The sequence below is a fragment of the Sphingobacterium sp. 2149 genome (assembly GCF_031455655.1).
GTDB lineage: Bacteria > Bacteroidota > Bacteroidia > Sphingobacteriales > Sphingobacteriaceae > Sphingobacterium.
The window spans coordinates 325,599-348,097 of the sequence record NZ_JAVDTD010000005.1 but is presented as its reverse complement, the minus strand read 5'-3'; the positions used below and the strand labels follow the sequence as shown (position 1 = coordinate 348,097).

The window sequence follows — 22,499 nt, the reverse complement described above, 5'->3', positions numbered from 1 at the left end:
AAGTGGTACTAATAGCCCGAAGCTTTCTCAAGCAGACAGACACTGTTGTCTTCCTCTTTAATTTTTAAGAAACAAAAAGAAACGTAACTCTTTCATTATATATGTCAGTTGGCCTGACTACCCCAGCGGGTATCAGTCCAATAAAGATTTTTAGGTGCCTATATCGGCGGTGTCTACCTCTTCCCATTCCGAACAGAGCAGTCAAGCCCGCCAGAGCCGATGGTATTGCCGTAACAGGTGGGAGAGTAGGTCGGTGCCTTTTTTTACACGGAAGCCCTTGCTGGAAACAGTCAAGGGCTTCTTTCGTTTAACTACCTCCATATGGCCGTCCATGGGGCTGGTCCATCGGCCATGTTCCGTTCCCATCCTTACCCGCTGCGGGCCCAGTGACGGTCTACTTTCTATGTACTATCATTCGTATTTCTACTAGATATTAGCTAATTTAGTGCTTATTGCATTTAATTATGATGAAAATTAAACAGATATCGATATTCGTTTTTTTGGTCTTGTTCTTTCTAAAGCATGATCAACTAATTGCGCAGAGTAAATCTCTAGACGACGGCGTCTTACGCATTTTGGCCATCGGTAATAGCTTTTCCGAAGATGCTATTGAACAAAATTTATATGAATTAGCGAAAGCAGGAAAGAAAAAGATAGTGATCGGAAATCTCTATATTGGTGGGGCTCCTTTAAGTTTACATGTAAAGAATGCAAAAGATGATAAGCCTGCTTACCGCTATCGCAAAATCAATATTGATGGCCAAATGTCTGAGAAAGCAAATGAACGCTTATCTGACGCGTTAATAGATGAAGCCTGGGATTATATCAGCTTTCAGCAAGCGAGTCCGCTATCAGGTGATTATGAGTCCTATGCGAAAGATCTTCCCCCCTTGTATGAGTACGTAACGAAGCATGTTGCATTTCCTGAGACGAAGTATATACTGCATCAGACTTGGGCATATCAAAATGGGGCATCTCACGAAGGTTTTGTCCGTTATAACCGTAGTCAGGATAAAATGTATAAAGCTATTGCCCGTACTTCGCGAGAGGTTTTTAACTGGGGGAATTTTGATCTATTAGTGCCATGTGGCACAGCGATCCAAAATGCACGCTCAAGTTTTATGGGGGATCATTTTACACGCGATGGTTATCATCTAAATTTAGATTACGGACGTTTTATTGCGGCATGTACCTGGTATGAGTCTTTGTTCCATGAAAGTGTGTTGGGTAATACATTTTTACCCCTCAAAGTAACCTATTTGGAGGGAACTATTGCGCGGGCTGCTGCACATAAAGCAGTGGAAGCTCCTTATGCAGTAACGGTATTAAAGGATTTTCAATTAGTCAATTAATATTTATATGAGTATCAAAAAGAGTTATTTGATCGAATTGGATCAAGAAACCAAAAACACAAGACGTATTTTAGAGCGTATACCGGATGATAAATTGGATTGGCGTCCGCACGATAAATCAATGAGCTTGGGCGAACTGGCTTCACATGTGGTTGGACTACACAACTGGGTACATCAGGCAATACCAAAAGATGTATTTGATTTTAAGGTGGATTATCAACCTGTTAAAGTGTCTTCTGTAGAAGAATTAAAGGAGATCTTAACAATAGGATTGGAAAATAATAAGGCCGCAATTGAAGGTATTCAAGAGGAAGACTGGTTTAAAGAGTGGGTGTTACAATCGGGAGATTATGTCATTGCACGTTTACCCCGAGCTGGAGCGATACGTTTTATTGTTAATAACCATATAGTACATCATCGTGGTCAGTTAACAGTATATTTACGATTGTTGGATATTGCTGTACCGGGCTTATATGGACCATCGGCAGATGAAGCAATGCCGATTTAGTGCGTATCGTCGCCAATAAGAATAAAGAAAGGGAATCAAATTTTTGATTCCCTTTCTTTATATGCTTTATCAGCTAATTATTTAGCCAATTCTTCAGCGATTGCTTTTCCGATTTCAGCTGGAGACTCAACAACACGAATGCCACACTCACGCATAATTTTCATTTTTGCAGCAGCTGTGTCATCTGCGCCACCTACAATTGCACCAGCGTGTCCCATACGGCGTCCTGGAGGCGCTGTTTGGCCTGCGATAAATCCAACAACAGGTTTAGTACCATGCTCTTTGATCCAACGGGCAGCTTCAGCTTCCATTCCACCACCAATTTCACCAATCATGATGATAGCTTCAGTTTCAGGATCATTCATTAATAATTCAACAGCTTCTTTTGTTGTAGTACCGATAATAGGGTCACCACCAATTCCGATTGCAGTTGTAATTCCTAATCCCGCTTTCACCGTTTGATCTACAGCTTCGTAAGTCAAAGTTCCTGACTTAGAAACTACACCTACATTACCTTTTTTGAAGATAAATCCTGGCATGATACCGATTTTAGCTTCGTCTGCAGTGATAATACCTGGACAGTTAGGACCGATTAAACGAGAGTTTTTGTCGCTTAAATAAGATTTAACTTGGATCATATCCTTTGTCGGGATACCTTCTGTGATACAAACAATCACTTCAATACCTGCAGCGGCAGCTTCCATGATCGCATCTGCAGCAAATGCTGGAGGTACAAAGATAATAGAAACATTAGCTCCTGTAGCGTCTACTGCATCTTGAACAGTATTGAATACAGGACGGTCTAAGTGTTGTTGACCACCTTTACCAGGAGTAACACCACCAACTACATTTGTTCCGTACTCAATCATTTGAGTAGCATGGTAAGTACCTTCGTTTCCAGTGAAACCTTGAACGATTACTTTTGAATCTTTATTAACTAATACACTCATTTCTTCTTTAAATTTTGCACACAAATCTACTATTTTGCTTTCTAAAATGGAAGCAATGTGAATAGGAATGTGACCTTTATTGATAAATTTTTAATTGGAATTGCGTTTTTGGATAAAATCCCAAAGAATAATGCCAATTGCGACAGATACATTGAAGGAGTGTTTAGTTCCGTATTGCGGTATTTCGATACAGGTATCAATTTTTCTCATGACCTCTTCATCAACCCCATTGACTTCATTTCCAAAAATCAATGCATATTTTTGATGATTTTTGGGTTCAAACTCCTGTAGCATGACACTGTTATCTGCTTGCTCAATGGCAACAATGACATAGCCTTCTGACCGAAGCTGATCGATGACAGCTGTCGTATCCTGGTGATATTCCCAAGCGACCGATTGAGTTGCTCCTAAGGCTGTCTTTTCGATTTCGCGATGGGGAGGTGTTCCGGTGATGCCACACAAGTATATTTTTTCAATAGCAAATCCGTCTGCTGTACGAAAGGCCGAGCCTACATTATGCATGCTCCGTACATTGTCCATAATGATTGCGATTGGAGTTTTTTCTTGTTTTTTAAACGATTCAACATCTGTACGTTGAAGTTCATCCATCGATAATTTTTGCATGCTGCAAATATACTAAACCTAAAAAATAAAATAGATTTTGAATATTGAAAATAAGGTGTTATTTTTGCAGTCCGAATTACAAGAAAAAATTGAATAAAAATTAGCTAAAAAAAATGGCAAATCATAAATCAGCGATCAAAAGAATTAGAGCAAACGCTACTAAACGTTTAAGAAACCGTTACCAAGCAAAAACTACACGTAACGCAATCAAAAAATTACGTCATACTACTTCTGCGGAAGAAGCAAAAACATTGTTACCTCGCGTAATTTCTATGCTTGATCGTTTGGCAAAGAAAAATGTGATCCACAAGAAAAAAGCTTCAAACAACAAATCTAAGTTAACTAAATTTGTTAACAGTTTAGCTTAAGCTTTTTGTATAGATATCGAGGGGTACAGCTCGCTGTATCCCTTTTCTTTATGTTATATACTTTGGATTTCTCTTTCCAAGCGAATTGTAAATAAAAAAGCATCGATATTCGATGCTTTTTTATGTTTAAGCCTTTCTTGCAAACCTTACTGGTGCAAATTGGGCAGCAATTCGGCAATAACCTTTTTCAATTTGTTTGGATCTTTCATATAAGGTTCTAAATCGTAAAGTTCTACCTTTTTGAAGTCAATCGGATGACTTTCACTTTGAAGTGAAATGGTACCTTTAGTCAATAGCTGACCATCTTTTTTTACACTTGGGTCAAAATCGCTTACGTTTCCGCCACCAATTTGGGGTTTAGTATACTGTAAGACTACTTTATCTTCAAGAATATGCTGTACTAAAGAGTCGCCCAGCACCAAAAAATCCGCAGTTACCCATTGGTCCCCGGCATAAGTTTTGGATGTTGAGCTGATGCAATGTGGAGTGAATAATTTGTTGTCCATAACAACGTTTGTACCTGGAGTGCATAGATTGCTTGTGGTCCGTTCATCTTTGCCATTTCCGCCCAACAGCTGTCCTTCAATTGATATTGGGAAGTCCTGATCTACACCCATTGTTTTCGGATCTTGTCCATGTAACATGGCCCCACTATTACGCCAAGCCCAGCCTTCTCCACCATTAGCCTGTTCACCAACAAATCTGTAAGTGACACGTAATAGATAAGCAGAGAATTCTTTATTATAGAACAGGTGGCCATACTGAAAATTGAAATTATCATAGCCATCATATCTCACCTTAAGTAAACCGTCTTCTACGCGAAATGTATTTTTATAATTATCCCCAACTTTGTGATTTCTAATTTTAGGGGTCCAGTTCTTTAAGTCTTTCCCATTAAATAATTGAATGGGTTTGGGTTTCTTGTCTTGAGAGTTGGCAAATAGATTCGTGCTAAGCAATAGAATTCCAGCACTATAAATGATATGTTTGAATTTCATCCTGAATTAGGTTTATTGACCTAAATTAGGTAAACATTTTTAAATAAGCAATTCTTTTTGTTTGACATATTCACTGGGACGGATACCGACAACCTTATTGAATGTGTTACTAAATGTGGGTAAGCTATTGTACCCCACTTTGAGTGCAACTTCATTTACGCTCAATTTTTCGTCCAAAAGCAGCTTAAGTGCCGTCAGCATTCTGAGGATTGTGTAATACTGAATAAAAGACATATTTAATTCTTTTTGAAACAATCTGGCTAATGTGCGTTCGCTGATATTAAATAATCCAGCAAGCTTTTTAAAGTTGACATTTTCCGTTATATTTTCGTCGAGGTAAGTGACTATATCCTTTAATTTTTGGTGACTGGGATAGGGCAGCGCTAATGGAAGTTCATGTAGGGATAACTCCGGAAGGATAAGTTTAAATGCTGTAGCAATGCTGTATTTAGGTTCTTCAACTGGAAATATATTGCCGTTCCAGCGGTTAGTGAACATGATAAGCTCTATCAAAAGATCATTTACGGGATAAATTCCCATCTTGCTGTAAAATGGAGCATCATTATTGGCTTTTGGAAAGTACAAATTACGCATAACGACCTCAGGGGTACTTGGATGAATACTATGCTTTATACCGGCTGGAATCCATAAATAATGACGCGCTGGTAAGAAATAAGACTTTTTCTCCGTTTTAATAAAAACAACACCGCCTTCGGTGTATAGAAATTGATCCTTATCATGGCGATGCTCGGAAATATAATGCTCTGCTATAATAGCATGGTGACAATAAATGCTATCTTCAAATGAGTCTACTTCCGTCATGTAATAACGGTTGACATATTTTGCATCTGTCGTTATATCTTGTGTATTCATCTTAAACTATCATCCTATGTGACAAAGGTAAGACTTTTTTACTAGACCACACTTTTTACTTGGTAAAGGTGAGTGTATACTTACAATAAAGCGACTTTTCTTTAGTTGGAAAGTTAGTATTTACTTACTTTAATCTTGATGCATTTCAAGTAAGTTGTTTATTTACAGTATGATATAAATTATGAATCTAGGTGATGTAAACTATTTTTTTGCTATGATTTGTTGTATATTTTTGATCTGTAGCCAATTGCGTTTTCTTAGTCGCATTTGGATAATTTTGTGTCACATGACAATAAATATAGCGTTGGAAAAAATGCTAAAATTGTTTGGTTTAGAGATTGGTAAAATATAATAAATAGCTTTCAATTTCTTAAGTTTACAATAACTGAATAAAATAAAATTATAACACTATGTCTTACGAAAGAATAAAAGTTCAAAGCTTACATGATAAAGTAATTACAGGGGAGGAAGCCGCTAAACTATTTCAAAATGGAATGGTGGTTGGATCGAGTGGCTTTACGAAGGCTGGAGATAGCAAGGTTGTATTACCGGCTTTAGCTGAACGCGCCAAGGTGGATCCATTGAAAATAACCTTGATCACTGGGGCTTCTTTAGGGCATGGAACTGACGGTAAATTGGCCGAGGCAGGAGCATTATCCAAGCGCATGCCTTTCCAGGTAGACCGTATTCTACGTAATAAAATAAATGCTGGAGATGTATTGTTTATTGATCAACATCTAAGCGAAACAGCAGAATTGCTGCACAATAAGAATTTACCTCAAGTAGACATTGCCGTACTCGAAGTTGCAGCAATTGAATCTGACGGAAGTATTGTTCCAACGACTTCTGTGGGTAATTCAGCGACTTTTGCTGCTTTGGCTAAGCAGGTTATTTTAGAGGTAAATACAGCGATCCCGATGAGCATCAAGGGAATACACGATATTTACCAGGCAGAAGATTATCCACGACGTAATGTTATTCCAATCGTAGCTCCTGAAAATAAAATTGGTCGTAAAACTATTCCTTTGGATACAAGCAAGGTGGTGGGGATTGTCTTTACGAATGAATTGGATAGCCCTGCTGATATTGCTGAACCAGACGTCAAAACAACAGCCATAGCAAAGCATATTTTAAACTTTTTTGAAAGTGAAGTGGAACTTGGCCATTTGTCAGAGAATTTAATGCCGCTTCAAGCGGGTATTGGAAAAGTTGCCAATGCTGTTTTGACGGGATTTATACATAGTAAGTTTCGAAATTTAACTATGTTTTCCGAAGTGTTGCAGGATAGTACGTTCGATCTCATCGATGCCGGGAAACTTGATTTTGCTTCGGCTTCCTCAATAACAGTCTCGGAAGAATGTTATTCAAGAGTGTTCGATCATTTGGATCGATACCGTGATAAAATTGTGTTGCGTCCGCAAAATATCTCCAATACTCCTGGATTGATCAAACGTTTAGGGATTATAGCGATCAATACTGCCATTGAGTTTGATATTTATGGAAATGTAAATTCTACCCATACTTCGGGTACTAATATTATGAATGGTATTGGAGGATCAGGTGATTTTGCACGAAATGCTTATTTGAGCATCTTTGTCACTCAGGCAGCCTCTAAGGGGGATGCGATATCTCATATTGTTCCGATGGTTTCCCATGTAGATCACACGGAGCATGATGTTGATATTTTAGTAACAGATTTTGGTTTGGCCGATTTACGTGGTTTAGCACCTCGCGAACGTGCAAAAGTTATTATTGATAATTGCGTACACCCTGATTATAAGGAACAGCTTTTAGATTACTACAACCGAGCTTGTGAAAGGGGGGGACATACTCCGCATTTATTAGAAGAAGCTTTTAGCTGGCATATTCATCTCCGTGAAAAAGGCACTATGAAAAAACATAAATAGCGCTCTTCCAATGGAAGTATCACGTATTTTGCCACCGATTATAATCGGATTTTGATCACTTAATTGCAGCGATTAAAATCATGGGGTCGCAACAGTGGTCACGTTATCGTTGAGGATTACATGGACGTTAGATCAAACAGTTTGGATAGGAGGAGTGCTTGGAAAATGCCGTTAAAACAGCTGTTTTAACGGCATTTTTACGTTACATTTCCTTTAAACTCACTTCTTTCTTTTCGCCATCTTTTTCGATGGTGACACGTTTTTCGATATTAGCCTTATCAACATAGGATGATCTTGCCGTACCATAATTTGTGGTGGAACCTGTATAGCCCCAATAATTATAATAATTGGTATAACCTGATACGTATGAATAGTTGTAAGAATTGGTGAAATCGAAGCTTGCCATGATCACGTAACTACCAGGCATCAGATCTGTAAATTCGAAATGGCCCTCATCGTCGTATACCTTTGCTTTTTTAACGGCATATCCGAAATCAGGGTCTAATGGCACTTCCTGAACCTTCTTTTGTTTTCGTATCTTTTTATTGACTTCCAACCATTCTTCGTAATAAGGAGAGTTGGCGAAGAGTGTGATTTCTGTACCTTTGGGAGCATACTGCTTTTTTGCGGTATTGACAAGACCACCAAGTTTTTTTCCTGAGCTAGACCTAGCGTAAGCCGTCCCGATGATGACACTATTCCCTTGGGCTATCTGCTGGGCAGCTTGTTCTTTGTTGAATCTATTTTTAATAGGTTGATAGTCCAGCTCTTCGTTTACTGTAATTTCCCATTTTCCGTTACCCATGGACATCTCACGTTGCCATAAGCGTCGATCTTTCTTATCGACTACGTAATTATAAATGGCACCGGTACTCTCTTCTAAAAGTGTAACTAGCCAACTGTCGTGCTTACCCGTTTTTGGGGAGCCATAACTGTAGCTTTTTACTTCCTTGATCGTGTAGTCTTCAACGAAAATGTCCGAATTACTATTGTAGTAGAATTGTGGAATGCGCGCTTTATAACCGAGATCTAAAGGGAGGGTTAAAATCAGGTGATCCATCCAGTTAAAATCTATAAATGGCTGAGTCGGATTCAACGTAATCTTTTTATCTTTTTTGGTTTTCTTCGAATAATAATTACCTGTAATTGTTTCGCCAAAGCTGAGGTTTAACTTCGTTTCCTTTCCATCGCTGGAATAGCTAATCGGTTGAAGCGTTTTTGCATCGGCAACAGTGGTTCGCATCGAAGTCCATGCATTATCCTTTGGAACATAGGTATTGGTTAAAGTCAGTTGATTATTAGCGGCGATAATGTTGTAGGTCAATGACCCTTGCTTATCCCAGGTGTTATCTTTGACATAATAAACAGTGTATAGCGATTTTTCTGGTTTAATATAGTTGGTGTTGATATCGCGACTACCCGGCGTGACGGTTTTCTGACAGAGGCCAACAGCGGGAAGTAAACCTACACTTAAAACAAAGGCATATATTTTCATATGTGTGATCATATAGTTAATGAAAAACAAGCTGTTTTCTTATTTCGATTTATGTATCTAAGGTAATAAAAAACTTTTTCATTTTTTGTCACTGTCGATTCATTCAATGACTTACTGTTTGCGCGGATGTGAGGGAATATAGTCATGCCAACGATTTATCGCTTAGTGTTGTTCTAATTTTAAAAGAACTGCTTTTTATAAATTGATATTCCGTTATTGGAGTATTTTTTATTGTTGCATAAGTGTACGATATAGTATATGGAGAAACTACAAATCACTACGGAAAAAATTGAAGAATGGATTGCGGCTGGCTATGACATTCTTCAGGATGGAGAGTTAATTAAAGTTGAAGGTGATATCCCCGAATTTCTAAAGCAATTCGCGGAGGATACAGCGGATACAGCACCCAAAACTTATTTATTGAAGGAGCTACTTACTTGGCCGGAAGAAGAACTCAAAAAAATATAAATGGGGTTAAATGTTATGCGCTATTTTTGAGCTCCTTAGAAGACGAGTTGAGTAGGTGTTTTATTGCTAAAAACATTGGATGAGTGATGTAATAATTTGAACAGCAGAAGATTTGACCGGTTTAAAATCGGAATTATTCATTATATTTAGTTAACCTAGTTAATTCGATATGTCATATAATATCCCCGAAAATTTGAAAGGTCTTTCTGCAAGCGAGGTTGCTGCTGCTAGATATAAATATGGTTGGAATCAGTTGAGCGAAAACCATACGAGTACCTGGTTTGAACTACTTGTCGGTATTTTGAAGGAGCCGATGTTGATCCTGTTGATTGTAATCTCCATTATTTATGTCCTTGTAGGGAATTATGGAGAGGCTGTGTTTATGTTTGTTGCTATTGTTGCCGTCACGGCAATTTCTTTTTATCAGGATAACCGCAGCAGGAGAGCTTTAGAAGAACTAGAAAAGCTAAATGAACCATTAAGCACTGTGATTCGAGATGGTAAAGTTACTGACATCCCGACTCATGAGATTGTTGTGGGAGACCTCTGTATTACTGAAGAAGGGCGTATTATAAACGCCGATGGTCATATTTTACATAGTAACGATTTTTCTGTTAATGAATCTTCTTTGACGGGAGAGAGCTTTTCCGTATTTAAGGATAATCAATCCGAAGATAACATGGTGTATGGCGGAACGGTTACAGTTTCTGGCCTTGCAGTCTTTGAAGTTACAAAAATTGGCAAAGAGACGCGTGTTGGTAAGATCGGCGAGTCTATAAGTACCATTAAAGAAGAGATATCACCGTTGCAACTGCAAATTCAAAAGTTTGTAAAAGCAATGGCCATTATTGGTATCCTAATTTTTTTGTTTGTCTGTCTATATAGTTTTATTGACAGTGGTAATTTAGTGGCAAGTCTGCTCAATGGGCTTACTTTGGCCATGTCAGTACTACCTGAAGAGATTCCTGTTGCATTCACAACATTTATGGCACTGGGTGCTTGGAAACTTATGCGTCAAGGAATTATAATCAAAAGAAGCAGTATTGTTGAGACGTTGGGTAGTACCACTGTGATCTGCACGGATAAGACGGGAACGATTACCCAAAATTCAATGCAGTTAAAATACCTGTATAATTACGCTAGTGATGCCTCGTATAAACAGGAAGAGTTTGGTGATCCAGCGCTGAGTGAACTTATCGATTACGCCATGTGGAGTAGTGAGCCTGTGCCCTTTGATCCGATGGAAATTACGTTGCATAAAATATACGAAAAAACGCAGCAGCAGGACCTTAGAAATGGATTCAAGCTATTTCATGAATATCCCTTGGAAGGCAAGCCACCGATGATGACTCATCTTTTCGAAAATCGCGATAAAGAAAGGATTATTGCAGCTAAGGGCGCTCCTGAGGCTATTCTTAGTGTCTCTAGGCTGTCCGATAATGAGAAAAATAAAATTAGAGGTATTATTAAATCCTATGGAGAGCAGGGGTTTCGTCTGTTGGGCGTGGGCAAAGCGAAATTCGAAGGCGATAATTTTCCTACAAAGCAACAGGATTTTGCGTTTGAATTTTTAGGACTGACCGTGTTTTATGATCCGCCTAAAAAGGATATTGAAAAAGTTTTCGAGCATATCTATGCCGCGGGGATTAAAGTTAAAGTAATAACCGGTGATAATGCTGACACCACTAAGGCAATAGCGGCCCAGGCTGGAATTATTAGCTTAGCTCCGCCAGTCAACGGCAGCGAAATAGTGAGCCGGTCGGAAGCTGAAATAATAGCGTTAGCGGAGAGAACAACCTTATTTACAAGAATGTTCCCAGATGCTAAATTGGCCGTTGTAAATGCGCTGAAAAAGAACGGTGAAGTTGTTGCTATGCTTGGCGATGGAGTAAATGACGGGCCGGCATTGAAAGCTGCTCATATAGGAGTGGCTATGGGCGATAAAGGTACTGAAATTGCAAAATCAGCTGCAGCACTCATCATCACGAACGATGATTTAGAAAAGTTGACCATCGGTATAGCAGCTGGGAGAAGAATTTATGCAAACATCAAGAAGGCTGTTCAATATATCATTTCTATTCATATCCCCATTATTTTAACCGTATCGCTTCCATTGTTTTTGGGTTGGGTATTTCCACAGATTTTTAGCCCCGTACATGTAATTTTTCTTGAGTTAGTGATGGGGCCTACTTGTTCGATTGTCTATGAAAACGAACCTATTGAAAAAGATACCATGAAACGTCCTCCCAGAGCAATGAGCGATACCTTTTTGAGTATCAATGAGCTTGGCATAAGCATCGTTCAAGGGGTTATCATCACGATAGGGATTCTATTTGTGTATCAACTTGCCGTTCAGCAGGGTGATACGGAAGAGAAAACCAGGGCAATGGTTTTCTCCACTTTAATTTTTGCTAATATTTTGTTGAGTTATGCAAACAGATCTTTCCACTATAGCATCTTTGAAAGTTTTAAAAATAGAAATCTGTTGCTGTTGGGTATTTCAATCGCTGTGCTCCTATTTTTGGCTGTGATACTCTATGTGGGGCCGGTGGCCGATTTTTTTAACGTAACAGCGCTGAGCGGACATGAATTAGGCATAACATTCGCCGTTGCCGCTGTATCTGTGCTATGGTTCGAGGTTTATAAACTGTTCAGAAGAATTGCCCATCAAAAAATCGCGGAAAAAAGAATGTAAATATAGTTTTGACAGCCAAAAGAAGACGCAGTCAAATCAGGGATATTACTGAATAAATTTTGAAGTGATTCCTCTTTTCTTGATATAGAAATTCAGCGCTCGTCCTGCTTCGGTAGGACGATCCGTACTCAGTATGTCTGCACCTCGATCAATAAATCCTGCATAAACTTGAATGCCTTTTTTATCTGCTTGTTTGTCCAAATTACCAAGTGTGCCCAATATACACATGATACCATGATCGTGGAGTATTTTTGTCAACTGAGGATCTGCTTCTCGCGTTCCTACAAAGGCTAATAGGCGGTTGTCTGGAATATCTTTTTCATTAAGCCTGGCAAGATCGTTCACGGTATTGATAGAAGCCGAAATCATTAAGTCGCCAGCGAGATTATGGACCTTGGCTGCTTGGTTGGCGCTGTAGGTAATGATGACCACACTAGATTCTGCACGTTGCTTACGGATAGCATTGATAACAGCTTCATAAGGAACATCATTCTTTATATCTAAGGTGAAAATTACCTTACCTTTTCCCCAAGATAGCGCTTCTTCCAGCGTTGGGATCTGATATGGTGTTACTTTTTTGTAATTATCCAATAGACGTAGCTGTTTGAGTTCCGACAAGGTGCTGGCGTTCACAGGCCCTCTGCCCGTTGTTGTACGGTTTAACGTATTGTCATGCATTAATACCAATGCTGAATCTTTGCTGAGGCGTACATCACACTCAATAATGACTGGCTGCAAGTTCGCATTATAAGAAAATGTTTCGATAGCATTCTCGGGGTATCCGGATGTCGGGCCACCGCGATGCAAACTGACCAAAGGATAGCGATTATCGTCATAGGTCAAAAACTGATATAATTCCTCTACATGTTGGAGTTTTAAGCGTTTACCTACCGGCAAGCCGTCCGTATTGTCTCCATGCCGAAAGCAACTGCTTAGTGCCAGGCAGATCAATAAGAGGAAATAGTGGGCGATACGAGAATTCATTGTTTATTTATTGTACTCAATAATCAGATCGGCCAGTTCTTCGACACTGGTATTTAGTTGATCGATTGTTAGATGGGCTTGCGTATAATGGGGCTCTCTTTCGATCAGTTTTTCTTCAATAAATAATCGGAGTTCTTCAGGTGATTTTCCGATCAGAATCGGTCTTTTGTGAAGTTTTGATTGCGAAAGCCTGTCAAATAGTGCTTTAGGAGACATGTGTAAATACACTGCATAGCCGTTTGCCTTAATCCAATCCATATTGTCGAAGAAACAAGGTGCACCGCCCCCTGTTGAGATTACAGCTGCTTTCTCCGCAAATTTACGCAATTGCTCGCGTTCCAATGCGCGAAATGCATCTTCGCCATATTGCGCGAAATATTCAGTAATACTCATGCCGATTTGCTTGACGATCTCCTCATCAGTGTCTATAAATGGCAGCTCTAGTTTACTGGCAAGTTTTTTACCAAGGGTAGTTTTTCCACTTCCCATATAACCAATCAAAAATATAGGTTTAGGCATAGGTATTATTTGTCTTTACTTAGAAATTCATCTTCAATGGATTTGGCGTCCGGAAAATTATTATAATGCCATTTTCCGATCACGTTTCCTCCTTTTAAGAGTAGTACGCCTGGATTTGCTCTGACCATACTTTTCAAAGGAACTAGATCGGCGTAGAATATCTCCGCGATTAATTGCATTTTATCACTCAGATATTGAGCGTCTTTCGATGCTGACGCGGTTAATAGGACGACACGGAGTCCGTTATAATCCTTTGTTAACTGGATAGCGGATTGATTGATCTTTTGGATGGCATCAATATTGGCCGTCGAAAGATCTTTTGCAACGATAATAAGATTGTAATAAGGATTAGCAATGATTTCTTGTGTGTGATCAGCTCCGTCTGCATCAGTGATCAAAAGATCTGGAATAGGAATATCATACCCCTTTTTGACTAATTTACTCTCAGGTTCACCTATAATTTCCCATGATTCATCTTCCCATAGTTTATCAGCCATATAAGTTTTGTCGTTGACCTTTTTAGTTTCGCCTGTCTTTTTATTTTTCATGGTATAGATTTGCTCAAACAGATCCCCTTGTTTGCCTTCTGGCAATACCATTAATGAAGGTAAATTGTTGCCAACCTTATAGGGTAAAAAGTCAATAAATGGGAGGTAGTTTACTGTATAAATACCGATACCTAAGGAGATAACCGCTGTAATCATTGTAGCAACAAATTGATTGCCTGATCCTTTGATAATCGATCGCAACTGTTTTCGGTTAAAAAATATTACTAGAATCAACGCCAGCAGCACGAGGTCTTTGGAAAATGATTGCCAAGGTGTGAGGGGGATTGCATCTCCAAAGCATCCACAGGATGTTACAACCTCGAAAAAAGCCGAATAGAAGGTCAAAAAGGTGAAAAATAGGATCAGCAGGAGTAGGCCCCAAGCAACTGTATTGCCATATAGCCCCAATAATAATAGTGCTCCTAATAGAATTTCAAAACCACAGATCACAACAGCGATTGCGGTAGCATACTCATTAAAGACTGTGAGATGAAACACCTCAAAGTATTCTTGGAGCTTATAGCCAAACCCGGTCGGGTCATTGGCTTTTATAAAGCCTGAGAATATGAAAAGAAGTCCGGTAAAAATTCGGCAAAACCCTAATAAATAATTCGTTTTGGTACGCTGCTGTGTCAATGTCATAATCCGGTTATTGTTGTGCTATTCCTAATTTAATCAATGCAAAAACTGCGTAATTGAGCATATCCTGATAATTAGCAGGAATACCCTCAGAAACAAGCGTTTGCCCGTCATTATCTTCGATTTGTTTAACTCGGTGTATTTTCATTAAGATCAGATCTGTCATGGAAGATACACGCATATCGCGCCAAGCTTCACCGTAATCATGATTTTTAGCGAGCATAAGATCTCTTGTTTCAGTCACCTTTTCGGTATATTTTTGGTTCACAAAGGTTGTATCCAAATTTTCTTCGCCATCTTCTCCCAAATCAATCTGAATCATGGCCATGACACAATAATTTATGATACCAATATATTCGTCAGCGATTCCCTCGCCTACTTTGGAAACTTTTTTGATTTCTAGTGTGCGTATACGCTGTGCTTTGATATAAATCTGATCTGTAATGGAAGATAGGCGCATAATTCGCCAAGCTGTTCCATAATCTTTTGTTTTTTTTATAAATAAATCCTGACAATGCTTGATCACATTGTTATATTCCTGAATGGTATCCATATCGTTGATTGAAGAAACTTGATGAGACAAGTTGTGATTACATTACAAATATAATTAGAAAATAATACTTCCGACGGTCAAATGAATGTACAATTTATGCTTTATTAATAAAATATAGATAATAATTTTGGATATTACCACAATATAAAGTTCGCAGGGTAAAGCACTAGGCAATGCTCAAATACATGGTGTAGATTTCTTGCTTTCTGTTTGCTAAAATATTTAATTGGGATAGTTTTAAAAGAGTGGATTAGTTTGCCAACTTTAGCTAATAAAAAAAATAAATTCATGGATTTTCAACAACCTGTTATTAGGAAAGTAAAGATCATTCGATATGTACAGCCATTTCGGGAGGGAGGGTCTTTACCGGCACTGGTCGATGCTGATGATGGCTTCAGTTATGTCATAAAATTTAGGGGAGCAGGGCAAGGGCGGAAGGCCCTCATCGCCGAATTGATTGGCGGAGAGCTGGCAAGACTGTTAAAATTGCGCGTCCCCGAAATAGTGTTTGCCGATTTGGACGAGTCCTTTGGTCGGACAGAGCCTGATGAAGAAATTCAGGATCTACTTAAATTCAGTGTGGGCAAAAACCTAGGCCTACATTTTCTGAGCGGAGCCATCACATTCGATGCAAATGTTGACGTTATTGCGGCGGAAGAAGCATCCAAGATTGTTTGGTTAGATTCACTCTTAATGAATGTGGACCGAACTGTTCGGAACACAAATATGCTGATATGGCACAAAGAACTTTGGTTAATAGATCATGGTGCTGCTTTATATTTCCATCACAGCTGGGATAACTGGGAGGAACAGTCGTTAAAGCCATTTGTTCAGATCAAAGATCACGTACTGTTAAAAAATGCCAGTAGGGTGGGGGAGATAGATGCGGAATATCGTTCACTTTTTACGGAGACGGTATTTCGTGACATATTAGCCGTGGTACCGGATGAGTGGTTGGAAGATTCCGAACGTGAACTTTCGGCGGCGGATGCGCGAGAAGTATATGTTTCTTTCTTGAAACGCCGTGTAGCCAATTCATCCATTTTTGTAAAGCAAATTGAAGATGCCAGAAAAGACCTTATATGAGTACGCTGTGGTACGTTTGATACCACGGGTGGAACGCGAGGAATTTATTAACGTAGGTGTAGCTCTGTATTGTCGCAAGTACCGTTATGCGAAAATGATTTATTTTGTCAATGAACAGAAAGCGCGGTCGCTTTGTCCGGATATTGAATTGGAAATGATTGAAAATCATCTGTCTTCTTTCCAGCGAATCTGTCATGGAGAAAGAGATGCCGGCAAACTTGCTGAGCTGGATATCACCGAACGTTTTCGTTGGTTGACAGCGAAGCGGAGTACCTTGATCCAATGTTCGGCCTCACATCCCGGTTTGTGTGAAGATCCAGAAGTTACATTGAGAGAGTTGTTTGAGCGTTTGGTTCTTTAGGCCAAAGGATTTATTCCATTAGCGAGCGGATTTAAAGTGATGGTCAAAGCCGTTAAGTTTTTTAGTATAAGGCTTAATCTATCAATATTGTATAGTATATTTGTTTCAATAAATTAGTGAAGATGCATGATTTTTATCAACATATCTATGAGCAGCAATTGGCTGTTTTAGAAATGCCTTCTAATAAGAAGATCTGTGGATGGGCTATCCGAATTTTGGATGTGCTCTTTCCGGAACGAAATTCAGGCGATATGAAATCTGTCGATGATGTGAAGCTCGCTTTTGAGCAATTTGAATTGGAACTGGAGCAGCTTTTGAGCAAATCCAAAGCTTGTCAAAGCTGCAATCATTCGGACGTAGCGCATAAATTCTTTGAACGGATTCCACAACTTTATGAACTGATGTGCTGGGATGCCGATGCATTGATGGACGGGGATCCCGCAGCGCAGAACAAGAGAGAGGTCGTACGTACTTATCCTGGTTTTTTTGCGATCTGTATTTTCCGGATGGCCAATGAACTGCATCGTTTGGGTGTTCCTTTGATACCACGTATATTGACGGAGCATGCTCATTCCAAAACTGGAATAGATATCCATCCTGGAGCAACGATAGGCCATCATTTGCATATTGATCACGGAACCGGACTGGTCGTTGGTGAAACTTGTACTATTGGTAATTATGTAAAGCTTTATCAGGGGGTAACTTTAGGCGCACTGAGTGTGGATAAGGTTTTTTCCAATGTAAAGCGGCATCCGACTATAGGTGATCATGTGATTATCTATTCCGGTGCTACCATTCTTGGCGGCGAAACACAGATCGGTCATCATTCGGTGATTGGCGGTAATGTGTGGTTGACAAGTTCTGTAGAGCCGTATACCACGGTATACCATCAGGCTACATCAAAGTTTATAGATTCGAAACCAATAAATTAAATACCATGGGAAATATCATAGATACGATTGGGAATACGCCATTAGTCGAGATTACGCAATTCCATACCAACCCGAAAGTGAAGATTTTTGCGAAAATGGAGGGTAATAATCCAGCTGGTTCAGTTAAAGATCGTGCAGCGCTCAATATGATCCGTTCAGCGATGGAACGTGGCGATATTACAAAAGATAGCAAATTGATTGAGGCAACTAGTGGTAACACAGGAATCGCATTAGCTATGATTGCAGGTATATATGGGCTGAGCCTAGAACTTGTGATGCCCGCTTCTTCCACCCGTGAGCGAACGCTTACGATGGAGGCGTATGGAGCGAAAGTTACCCTGTTGGAATCGATGGAAATATGCCGTGATTATGCGGAAGAAAAGGCTGAAAAAGAGGGCTATTATATATTGAATCAATTTGCGAATCCAGATAATTACCAAGCACATATCAAGACCACAGGTCCTGAAATCTGGCGTGACACAGATGGCAAGATTACACATTTTGTAAGCGCCATGGGCACCACAGGAACAATCATGGGTAACTCCATCTACCTGAAAGAAAAAAATGCAGCCATTCAGATTGTAGGTTGCCAGCCCACTCCTGAATCATCGATACCAGGTATACGGCGTTGGCCCGAGGCCTATTTACCTAAGATTTTTGATCCGCGTAGAGTAGATCGTGTTCTCGATATATCCCAACAGGAGGCCACTGAGCTTGCCCGGGAGCTTGTTAAGCGCGAAGGTGTTTTTGCGGGGATGAGTACGGGGGGAGCCTTAGCCGGAGCACTCAAAATTGCGAATGAAATTGAAGCGGGCGTTATTGTATTTATTGCCTGCGACCGCGGTGACCGTTACTTGAGTTCGGATCTTTTTGGCTAAAAAATAACATAAAAAATGCCCGGCCCACTAGGAGATTATGCTAATTTAACCCAATCTTAGTGGGCTTTTTGGAATTCAGCGTCATGCCCAAAGGTTATGAGGTTGCTGTCGGGGTCCAAAATTGAAAACTCACGTTGACCCCAAGGCTTGGTATCAAGTTTTCCATTGGGGTGTATAGCTACGTTGTTTTCCTGAAAAGATTGATACAAGCGGTCAATATCGTCTGTACGGACGTACACCATACCATAATTTTCTTTGGGTGAAAGTTCTTTAAATTCAAAAAAATGGATTTCAACATGATCTTTTTTTAGCATGAGATAGCCCTCGTAATCGACGCTCCCGATCAATGAAAAACCAAGTTTATGTACATAAAAATCCTTTGTAATGGATTTATTGCGCATCGGTAGTTTGGGGTGAATGGCAGTCAATTTCATCTGTTTATATAAATAAAGTTCCGTTGAATCAATTCTGTTAGTTGCCTCTTTCAAAGATAGTTATTTATTGTACCTCAACATAATCATATCTTTCAATAACTGGCCATTTTCATATATAGGCCGCTCATAATTTTTTATAAAAAAGTCTTTACGAATTCCGTATTTAACAAATCCATTTCGTTCATAGAAACGAATTTGTGCGAGTCCGCAATCTGCGGTACCTACGATCAGGTTAGCATATTGCTGGTAATTGGCCTTAATAAAATCAAGCAATTGGGTTCCGAGTCCCATGCCTTGAAATGCTGGAGATACGGCGATGTTTTTAATTTCCAATGTTTCTGAATCGACCGGATATAAACAAAAAACAGCAATCGGCATTTTCACGTCATATACGACATACACTAGGGATTCGTAAAGGTATTTATCGATTGCATGTACCGTTTCGTCTGCTAAAAGCAACAAATCATAAGGGTATTCCTTATGATTTGTAATATGCTTTATTTGATAGCGATTGTGCATTGATAAGAATTCGCTAATTTCTGTGAATCTAAAGCTGAGACTAATTGAAATGATATAAAAAGATGACGTCACCTACGTAAGCCGGTTTTGTACTATCTTTGATTTTCAATGTAGCTTCTATGGTTACTTTGATAACACCTCTTAAATTGACGACAGACTTTACCAGTGTATGTAGCTGCACCGCATTGTCAACCAAAACGGGCTGTGCAAAACGTAGGTTTTCGATCCCATAATTGATTTCCATTTTGACATTTCTTACTTCAGCTATTTGTTTCCATAAATAGGGAATGAGGGACAAAGTCAGATAGCCATGGGCTATAGTTGATTTAAAAGGGCTATCAGTTTTTGCTTTTTCACTATCTAAATGAATCCATTGATGGTCGAGTGTTGCATCCGCAAATTGATTAATTTGTTTTTGATCAATAACATGCCATTGGGATTCGCCTAATGATTTTCCTTCAAAGGCTTTGTACTCTTCATAATTGTTAATTATTGTCATATGTAATCTTTTTATCGCGTTTTGTTTTTGTCGGTCCCCCTTATGTATGGTGAAGGGAAGACGAATTTGTGGCTAAATATAACTATACTTTTAAGAATCCTAAAGATATCCTTTATTTAAAAGGTGATGGAGTGAAATGACAAGCTAAGCTGGTCCGTCGCCAATTCATTATCCGTTTTGTGTAGTTGCATAAGTATTTTCAACGTAAGATCTGAAGTTTTCGAGTATGGCCTTCCATCCATTACGCTGCATATCAATGGAATTTTCAGATTCAGCATCGAAAATTATGGTGACTTCAGTTACAGATTTTTTAGCATTGAAGTTGACTTCAACATGACGTCCATCAGGCATGACATAGGCTATTTTTTTAAAAGGCTCTAGTGCGGTATAGCTGCCTTCAAAATCAAACCCCATCGATCCATTTTTTGCTTCCATTCGATTTTTGAACTTTCCTCCAATGCGTAAGTCGTTGATTGAACTTGTGCAGTGCCAATCATCTGAGGCATGGTTCCATTGCATGATATCTTCTGCCGAGTTATACGCATTCCAGACCGTTTCTACGCGCACGTTGATAGCGGTTTCAATTTTTATCCGTTCCATATAATGTGACTCTGTTTTCTATTTTAATACATGTTTTTTACGTTAATAACAGGAAAATTTGTGTTTTGTTATATCTGTTTCCAGATAATTATCAAGATATAATAAAAAGGCTAAAATTGAAACTTATTTTAGTGCAATTAAATGGTTTCTCTTAAAGTTTGTTACCTTTAAGGGATGTAAGACTTAAATACGATTCATATGTCCTTCAAATTCCTTATTATCTCTTTTTTCCTGTTTTCGCCAAGTTTGATTTTTGCTCAGCACTATAGAACGACAACCGATGTTGCGTATTGCAAACCTAACGAGCCGGATTCTTATAAGAAAGAACGTTGTAAATTGGATATTTATATCCCGACAGATCGTAAAAATTTTGCTACCATTGTTTGGTTTCATGGGGGGGGATTAGAAGAGGGGAATAAATTTATTCCACTTGAACTTAAAGAGAAAGGTGTGGCGGTTATAGCGGTCAATTATCGATTAAGTCCTAAAGCAAAAGCTCCTGAATATATTGAAGATGCTGCAGAAGCTGTTTCCTGGGCATTCTCAAACATTGCCAATTATGGTGGAGATCCTTCAAAAATTTATGTTTCGGGCCATTCGGCGGGTGGGTATTTGGCTTTAATGGTAGGCTTAGATAAGCATTATCTTCAAAAATTTGGTGTTGATGCAGATCGTATAAAAGGCCTGGCGCCAATCAGTGGACAGACCAATACACATTATACAATAAAAAAGGAACGTGGACAATCGATGGTGATTCCTCAGATTGATCAGTTTGCACCACTTTCATTTGTACGCAAAGATGCGCCGCCCATCCTCCTGATCACCGGCGATCAGCAATTGGAAATGGCTACACGGTTCGAGGAAAATGCACATTTGGCAGCAATATTAAAGCAGGTTGGACATACAAAAACCTCACTCTATCAGCTGCAGGGCTTTGACCATGGTGGTGTATATGCGCCTGCCTGTCTGCTGATGCTTAACTGGATTAGGCAAATTGAAAAGTAGTTTTATGTATTTAAATAGCGTGTCAAAATAGGCCTTATTGAAATATCATAAACAAAAAATAAAATAGTGCAATTGTTCATTCAAAAATTCTACCGACATTTACTTCAGAAGTAACGTATATAGTTACTTGGAAAATTTCAATCCGTTATGTGGACAAAACGCGGTATCGTATTTATAATCTGTATTATGGGGCTTTTTTTTGCTCCAAATAGGTTATTTGCCTGCCATGCGCCGTCGGAAAAAAACAGTCAGGAAGAAAAATCATGTTGTCTTGATGAAACGCAAAAGACAAGAGACACAGCAACCGTCGATTGTTGTAAAGATAATGGAGCAGAGTCGGCGGCTTCAGACGATCGGGTAGATGACTGCAGTAAGCGCTGTGGAGAAAAGTCTTGCCGTGTCTCCTTTCAATATCGTTTTATTGTGTCAGTAATCGAAGCTCCGCAGATTTTACCGGCGTATGCCGATGCTTCAAGCTCCTATGCGCGCTATAAGCAACCTTTTTGTACAGATATATATATATCCATTTGGCAGCCTCCTCAGCTCGCTCAACAATAGATTGATAGCCCATGCTATGTCTTTTTGGATAGGTTTTCTGTCCGAGCCCGATTTATTTAGCTTATGAAAATCCCTTTGGATCTATCGGATTCAATGCATACATCTATTGATTGCTGTACCGTAATTTTCATCAGTATTCATTTATA

The 22,499-nt window shown here is 39.2% G+C and carries 25 protein-coding genes and 1 rRNA gene; 13 read left to right on the top strand and 13 right to left on the bottom strand.

The features are described from left to right. Positions 1 to 150: 150 nt before the first annotated feature. The 3 genes from rrf to J2X77_RS09835 all read left to right on the top strand — a co-directional run bounded on the left by rrf (position 151) and on the right by J2X77_RS09835 (position 1,860). Positions 151 to 262 (top strand): 5S ribosomal RNA (gene rrf / locus J2X77_RS09845). Between the two features lie 202 nt (positions 263 to 464). Next, a complete protein-coding gene (locus tag J2X77_RS09840) occupies positions 465 to 1,352 on the top strand; it encodes a DUF4886 domain-containing protein (RefSeq protein WP_209576795.1) in 888 nt (295 codons plus the stop codon). A gap of 7 nt (positions 1,353 to 1,359) precedes the next feature. Then, positions 1,360 to 1,860, top strand: coding sequence for a DinB family protein (locus J2X77_RS09835; protein WP_209576793.1), 501 nt, complete (start codon positions 1,360 to 1,362; stop codon positions 1,858 to 1,860). A 77-nt stretch (positions 1,861 to 1,937) separates the two neighbouring features. Here J2X77_RS09835 and sucD read toward each other — a convergent pair whose 3' ends face one another. Beyond that, entirely contained in the window at positions 1,938 to 2,810 is an 873-nt protein-coding gene (gene sucD, locus J2X77_RS09830) for a succinate--CoA ligase subunit alpha (RefSeq protein WP_209576846.1), read from the bottom strand. Positions 2,811 to 2,900: 90 nt separating this feature from the next. Then, a complete protein-coding gene (locus tag J2X77_RS09825; protein ID WP_209576791.1) occupies positions 2,901 to 3,434 on the bottom strand; it encodes an RNA methyltransferase in 534 nt (177 codons plus the stop codon). A 113-nt stretch (positions 3,435 to 3,547) separates the two neighbouring features. Here J2X77_RS09825 and rpsT point away from each other — a divergent pair, with 113 nt between their 5' ends. Continuing rightward, the gene (gene rpsT / locus J2X77_RS09820) at positions 3,548 to 3,802 is read left to right on the top strand and encodes a 30S ribosomal protein S20 (RefSeq protein WP_209576789.1); all 255 of its coding nucleotides are present in this window, start codon (positions 3,548 to 3,550) and stop codon (positions 3,800 to 3,802) included. Between the two features lie 146 nt (positions 3,803 to 3,948). Here the strand turns inward: rpsT and J2X77_RS09815 are convergent, their stop codons facing one another. Next, positions 3,949 to 4,800, bottom strand: coding sequence for a DUF1080 domain-containing protein (locus J2X77_RS09815; protein ID WP_209576787.1), 852 nt, complete (start codon positions 4,798 to 4,800; stop codon positions 3,949 to 3,951). 39 nt (positions 4,801 to 4,839) lie between these two features. Next, positions 4,840 to 5,673, bottom strand: coding sequence for an AraC family transcriptional regulator (locus J2X77_RS09810; protein WP_209576785.1), 834 nt, complete (start codon positions 5,671 to 5,673; stop codon positions 4,840 to 4,842). Positions 5,674 to 6,083: 410 nt separating this feature from the next. On the opposite strand from J2X77_RS09810, the gene J2X77_RS09805 reads away from it, so the two are divergent. After that, positions 6,084 to 7,580, top strand: a complete 1,497-nt coding sequence (locus tag J2X77_RS09805; protein ID WP_310080523.1) for a succinate CoA transferase — start codon at positions 6,084 to 6,086, stop codon at positions 7,578 to 7,580. Between the two features lie 202 nt (positions 7,581 to 7,782). Here J2X77_RS09805 and J2X77_RS09800 read toward each other — a convergent pair whose 3' ends face one another. Then, entirely contained in the window at positions 7,783 to 9,075 is a 1,293-nt protein-coding gene (locus tag J2X77_RS09800) for a hypothetical protein (RefSeq protein ID WP_209576781.1), read from the bottom strand. 258 nt (positions 9,076 to 9,333) lie between these two features. Here J2X77_RS09800 and J2X77_RS09795 point away from each other — a divergent pair, with 258 nt between their 5' ends. After that, positions 9,334 to 9,543, top strand: coding sequence for a hypothetical protein (locus J2X77_RS09795; RefSeq protein ID WP_209576779.1), 210 nt, complete (start codon positions 9,334 to 9,336; stop codon positions 9,541 to 9,543). Between the two features lie 169 nt (positions 9,544 to 9,712). Then, complete coding sequence (locus J2X77_RS09790; RefSeq protein ID WP_209576777.1) at positions 9,713 to 12,238, top strand: cation-translocating P-type ATPase; 2,526 nt, start codon at positions 9,713 to 9,715, stop codon at positions 12,236 to 12,238. A gap of 45 nt (positions 12,239 to 12,283) precedes the next feature. On the opposite strand, the gene J2X77_RS09785 is transcribed toward J2X77_RS09790, so the two are convergent. The 4 genes from J2X77_RS09785 to J2X77_RS09770 are packed head-to-tail and all read right to left on the bottom strand — an operon-like array spanning position 12,284 to position 15,481. Beyond that, on the bottom strand, positions 12,284 to 13,222 hold the full coding sequence (locus J2X77_RS09785) for a glycerophosphodiester phosphodiesterase family protein (protein WP_209576775.1): 939 nt from the start codon (positions 13,220 to 13,222) through the stop codon (positions 12,284 to 12,286). Positions 13,223 to 13,225: 3 nt separating this feature from the next. Further along, positions 13,226 to 13,741, bottom strand: coding sequence for a shikimate kinase (locus tag J2X77_RS09780; protein ID WP_209576773.1), 516 nt, complete (start codon positions 13,739 to 13,741; stop codon positions 13,226 to 13,228). A 5-nt stretch (positions 13,742 to 13,746) separates the two neighbouring features. Next, positions 13,747 to 14,931: a BT_3928 family protein gene (locus J2X77_RS09775; RefSeq protein ID WP_209576771.1), complete on the bottom strand. Its 1,185-nt coding sequence runs from the start codon at positions 14,929 to 14,931 to the stop codon at positions 13,747 to 13,749. A 7-nt stretch (positions 14,932 to 14,938) separates the two neighbouring features. After that, positions 14,939 to 15,481, bottom strand: a complete 543-nt coding sequence (locus tag J2X77_RS09770; protein ID WP_209576769.1) for a nucleotide modification associated domain-containing protein — start codon at positions 15,479 to 15,481, stop codon at positions 14,939 to 14,941. Positions 15,482 to 15,769: 288 nt separating this feature from the next. On the opposite strand from J2X77_RS09770, the gene J2X77_RS09765 reads away from it, so the two are divergent. From J2X77_RS09765 to cysM, 4 genes are all read left to right on the top strand, one after another. Further along, on the top strand, positions 15,770 to 16,567 hold the full coding sequence (locus J2X77_RS09765) for a HipA family kinase (protein ID WP_209576767.1): 798 nt from the start codon (positions 15,770 to 15,772) through the stop codon (positions 16,565 to 16,567). Continuing rightward, positions 16,545 to 16,928, top strand: a complete 384-nt coding sequence (locus tag J2X77_RS09760) for a DUF3037 domain-containing protein (RefSeq protein WP_209576765.1) — start codon at positions 16,545 to 16,547, stop codon at positions 16,926 to 16,928. The genes J2X77_RS09765 and J2X77_RS09760 overlap by 23 nt, the downstream gene beginning before the upstream one ends. Before the next feature lie 122 nt (positions 16,929 to 17,050). Beyond that, positions 17,051 to 17,860, top strand: coding sequence for a serine O-acetyltransferase (locus tag J2X77_RS09755; protein WP_209576764.1), 810 nt, complete (start codon positions 17,051 to 17,053; stop codon positions 17,858 to 17,860). A gap of 5 nt (positions 17,861 to 17,865) precedes the next feature. Then, complete coding sequence (gene cysM / locus J2X77_RS09750) at positions 17,866 to 18,738, top strand: cysteine synthase CysM (RefSeq protein ID WP_209576762.1); 873 nt, start codon at positions 17,866 to 17,868, stop codon at positions 18,736 to 18,738. A gap of 56 nt (positions 18,739 to 18,794) precedes the next feature. Here the strand turns inward: cysM and J2X77_RS09745 are convergent, their stop codons facing one another. From J2X77_RS09745 to J2X77_RS09730, 4 genes are all read right to left on the bottom strand, one after another. After that, positions 18,795 to 19,172 (bottom strand): VOC family protein, encoded by a 378-nt coding sequence (locus J2X77_RS09745; protein WP_293939734.1) that lies wholly within the window; start codon positions 19,170 to 19,172, stop codon positions 18,795 to 18,797. Positions 19,173 to 19,232: 60 nt separating this feature from the next. Further along, positions 19,233 to 19,691, bottom strand: coding sequence for a GNAT family N-acetyltransferase (locus J2X77_RS09740; protein ID WP_209576760.1), 459 nt, complete (start codon positions 19,689 to 19,691; stop codon positions 19,233 to 19,235). Positions 19,692 to 19,731: 40 nt separating this feature from the next. Next, positions 19,732 to 20,190: a MaoC family dehydratase gene (locus tag J2X77_RS09735; protein WP_209576758.1), complete on the bottom strand. Its 459-nt coding sequence runs from the start codon at positions 20,188 to 20,190 to the stop codon at positions 19,732 to 19,734. A gap of 168 nt (positions 20,191 to 20,358) precedes the next feature. Beyond that, complete coding sequence (locus J2X77_RS09730; RefSeq protein ID WP_209576757.1) at positions 20,359 to 20,790, bottom strand: SRPBCC domain-containing protein; 432 nt, start codon at positions 20,788 to 20,790, stop codon at positions 20,359 to 20,361. A 198-nt stretch (positions 20,791 to 20,988) separates the two neighbouring features. On the opposite strand from J2X77_RS09730, the gene J2X77_RS09725 reads away from it, so the two are divergent. Continuing rightward, positions 20,989 to 21,795 carry an alpha/beta hydrolase gene (locus J2X77_RS09725; RefSeq protein WP_209576755.1) on the top strand — a complete coding sequence of 269 codons (807 nt, stop codon included), beginning with the start codon at positions 20,989 to 20,991 and terminating at the stop codon, positions 21,793 to 21,795. 147 nt (positions 21,796 to 21,942) lie between these two features. Further along, a complete protein-coding gene (locus J2X77_RS09720) occupies positions 21,943 to 22,353 on the top strand; it encodes a hypothetical protein (protein WP_209576753.1) in 411 nt (136 codons plus the stop codon). Positions 22,354 to 22,499: the final 146 nt, after the last annotated feature.

Bases quoted from the DNA above. Each gene is read 5' to 3' on its own strand.
- J2X77_RS09805 (WP_310080523.1), top strand. From the start codon at position 6,084: ATGTCTTACGAAAGAATAAAAGTTCAAAGCTTACATGATAAAGTAATT.
- J2X77_RS09815 (WP_209576787.1), bottom strand. From the start codon at position 4,800: ATGAAATTCAAACATATCATTTATAGTGCTGGAATTCTATTGCTTAGC.
- sucD (WP_209576846.1), bottom strand. From the start codon at position 2,810: ATGAGTGTATTAGTTAATAAAGATTCAAAAGTAATCGTTCAAGGTTTC.
- J2X77_RS09755 (WP_209576764.1), top strand. From the start codon at position 17,051: ATGCATGATTTTTATCAACATATCTATGAGCAGCAATTGGCTGTTTTA.
- J2X77_RS09760 (WP_209576765.1), top strand. From the start codon at position 16,545: ATGCCAGAAAAGACCTTATATGAGTACGCTGTGGTACGTTTGATACCA.
- J2X77_RS09765 (WP_209576767.1), top strand. From the start codon at position 15,770: ATGGATTTTCAACAACCTGTTATTAGGAAAGTAAAGATCATTCGATAT.
- J2X77_RS09720 (WP_209576753.1), top strand. From the start codon at position 21,943: ATGTGGACAAAACGCGGTATCGTATTTATAATCTGTATTATGGGGCTT.
- J2X77_RS09840 (WP_209576795.1), top strand. From the start codon at position 465: ATGATGAAAATTAAACAGATATCGATATTCGTTTTTTTGGTCTTGTTC.
- J2X77_RS09780 (WP_209576773.1), bottom strand. From the start codon at position 13,741: ATGCCTAAACCTATATTTTTGATTGGTTATATGGGAAGTGGAAAAACT.
- J2X77_RS09810 (WP_209576785.1), bottom strand. From the start codon at position 5,673: ATGAATACACAAGATATAACGACAGATGCAAAATATGTCAACCGTTAT.
- J2X77_RS09790 (WP_209576777.1), top strand. From the start codon at position 9,713: ATGTCATATAATATCCCCGAAAATTTGAAAGGTCTTTCTGCAAGCGAG.
- cysM (WP_209576762.1), top strand. From the start codon at position 17,866: ATGGGAAATATCATAGATACGATTGGGAATACGCCATTAGTCGAGATT.
- J2X77_RS09745 (WP_293939734.1), bottom strand. From the start codon at position 19,172: ATGAAATTGACTGCCATTCACCCCAAACTACCGATGCGCAATAAATCC.
- J2X77_RS09825 (WP_209576791.1), bottom strand. From the start codon at position 3,434: ATGCAAAAATTATCGATGGATGAACTTCAACGTACAGATGTTGAATCG.
- J2X77_RS09835 (WP_209576793.1), top strand. From the start codon at position 1,360: ATGAGTATCAAAAAGAGTTATTTGATCGAATTGGATCAAGAAACCAAA.
- J2X77_RS09785 (WP_209576775.1), bottom strand. From the start codon at position 13,222: ATGAATTCTCGTATCGCCCACTATTTCCTCTTATTGATCTGCCTGGCA.
- J2X77_RS09735 (WP_209576758.1), bottom strand. From the start codon at position 20,190: ATGACAATAATTAACAATTATGAAGAGTACAAAGCCTTTGAAGGAAAA.
- J2X77_RS09730 (WP_209576757.1), bottom strand. From the start codon at position 20,790: ATGGAACGGATAAAAATTGAAACCGCTATCAACGTGCGCGTAGAAACG.
- rpsT (WP_209576789.1), top strand. From the start codon at position 3,548: ATGGCAAATCATAAATCAGCGATCAAAAGAATTAGAGCAAACGCTACT.
- J2X77_RS09770 (WP_209576769.1), bottom strand. From the start codon at position 15,481: ATGGATACCATTCAGGAATATAACAATGTGATCAAGCATTGTCAGGAT.
- J2X77_RS09740 (WP_209576760.1), bottom strand. From the start codon at position 19,691: ATGCACAATCGCTATCAAATAAAGCATATTACAAATCATAAGGAATAC.
- J2X77_RS09795 (WP_209576779.1), top strand. From the start codon at position 9,334: ATGGAGAAACTACAAATCACTACGGAAAAAATTGAAGAATGGATTGCG.
- J2X77_RS09775 (WP_209576771.1), bottom strand. From the start codon at position 14,931: ATGACATTGACACAGCAGCGTACCAAAACGAATTATTTATTAGGGTTT.
- J2X77_RS09800 (WP_209576781.1), bottom strand. From the start codon at position 9,075: ATGAAAATATATGCCTTTGTTTTAAGTGTAGGTTTACTTCCCGCTGTT.
- J2X77_RS09725 (WP_209576755.1), top strand. From the start codon at position 20,989: ATGTCCTTCAAATTCCTTATTATCTCTTTTTTCCTGTTTTCGCCAAGT.